Below are 1,284 nucleotides of genomic sequence, written 5' to 3'. Positions count from 1 at the left end.
GGCCAGAAGCGCGAGCGCATCCTCACGGCGCCGCCGCCGGCTCCACCTGCGGTGGCCGCCTCCCGCACGCCCCGCGCGCGGAGCCCGGAAGATGCCGCACGCCAGCGCCAGCAGGCAGAGAACAAGGCGCAGGCCGAGGCGGCCAAGCGCCGCGAGCAGGCTGAGGTGCGCGAGAAGCGTCAGCAGCAGCGCATTGCCGAGCACGAGGCCAGACAGAAGGCCAGGGCCAAGCCGCTGGCTGCGCCCCTGCCGTTGCCGGGCGCATCAGCCGCGTCGCGGTAGCGGCCGCTAATCGAGGTTCTCGAGCTTGACGATGGCGACGGACAGGTTGTCGCCGCCGCCCCGGGCGCGCTGGCGCGCCTTGCTCACCAGCAACTCGGCCGCTTCCCGCGGCGGCAGGCTGTAGAGCACGCTGCCCAGCTCCTGGGCGGTGAAGTAGTGCCAGAGCCCGTCGCTGCAGCACATCAACGTGTCGCCGACCTCCAGGTTCTCGAAGCGCTCCGATGTCGACGTCGGGTCCTGCACCGTTCCCAGGCAGGCCGTCAGCAGATTGCTCTGCGGATGCGAGCTGGCCTCGGCCTCGGTGAGCTGGCCCTCGTCGACGAGGCGCTGCACATAGGAGTGGTCCATGGAGCGCTTGACCAGGCGCGCGCCGCGGAACCAGTAGATGCGCGAGTCGCCGGAGTGGATCCAATGCACGCAGCGGTCGCTGGTGATGACGAAGCCGGCGATCGTGCTGTGCGGTTCCTCCTCGGCGGAGATGGCCGTCAGCTTGATCATCAGGTGCGCCTCCGCCGTGATCTGGCTCAGCAGCTCGGCAGGCAGCTCATCCTCGGGCGAATAGCGCTCGAACAGCTGGTGCGCCGTCAGGATGACCTGGTCGGCCGCCTTGCGCCCGCCGCTCTTGCCGCCCATGCCGTCTGCCACGATGCCCATCATGCAGCCCGCTATGCGCGGGTGGGCGATGACGGCCACCTGATCCTGCTGATAGGCCCGGTCCCCGCGATGGGTGCCGGTGGCGGCGTTGAGTCGGAAACCGACGGCGGTGGGGGAGGGCATGCCGAAAACTATACTGGTCGGTGAGCTTGTGCCCGCATCGAACCGCCTTCGTAAACCCTTGGATGGATGAACAACTTCACTCGTTGCCCCGGCGGCTCATCGAGCTGCGCATGGAGCATGGCGACCTCGACGCGATGATCGACCGACTGGTCGAACAGTCGCCGGTGGACGAGTTGGCACTGCAGCGGCTGAAGAAGCGCCGCCTGGTTCTGCGCGACATGATTG

General features: G+C 68.5%; 2 protein-coding genes and 1 pseudogene. 2 read left to right on the top strand and 1 reads right to left on the bottom strand.

Going from position 1 to position 1,284, the window contains the following annotated elements; all coding sequences use genetic code 11:
- A pseudogene (locus AC1DU6_RS31695) lies at window positions 1-282 on the top strand (hypothetical protein); the annotation flags it as partial.
- A 6-nt stretch (window positions 283-288) separates the two neighbouring features.
- Here AC1DU6_RS31695 and AC1DU6_RS31690 read toward each other — a convergent pair.
- Entirely contained in the window at window positions 289-1,059 is a 771-nt protein-coding gene (locus AC1DU6_RS31690; protein WP_056198187.1) for a PP2C family protein-serine/threonine phosphatase, read from the bottom strand.
- 62 nt (window positions 1,060-1,121) lie between these two features.
- On the opposite strand from AC1DU6_RS31690, the gene AC1DU6_RS31685 reads away from it, so the two are divergent.
- Window positions 1,122-1,284, top strand: a 163-nt coding sequence (locus tag AC1DU6_RS31685; RefSeq protein ID WP_477862149.1) for a YdcH family protein, incomplete at its 3' end; no start/stop codon positions are given.

This window comes from Roseateles sp. P5_B10 (genome assembly GCF_056400485.1).
Note: the sequence above shows the minus strand (reverse complement) of the source record. Positions and strands in the feature narration are given on the sequence as shown.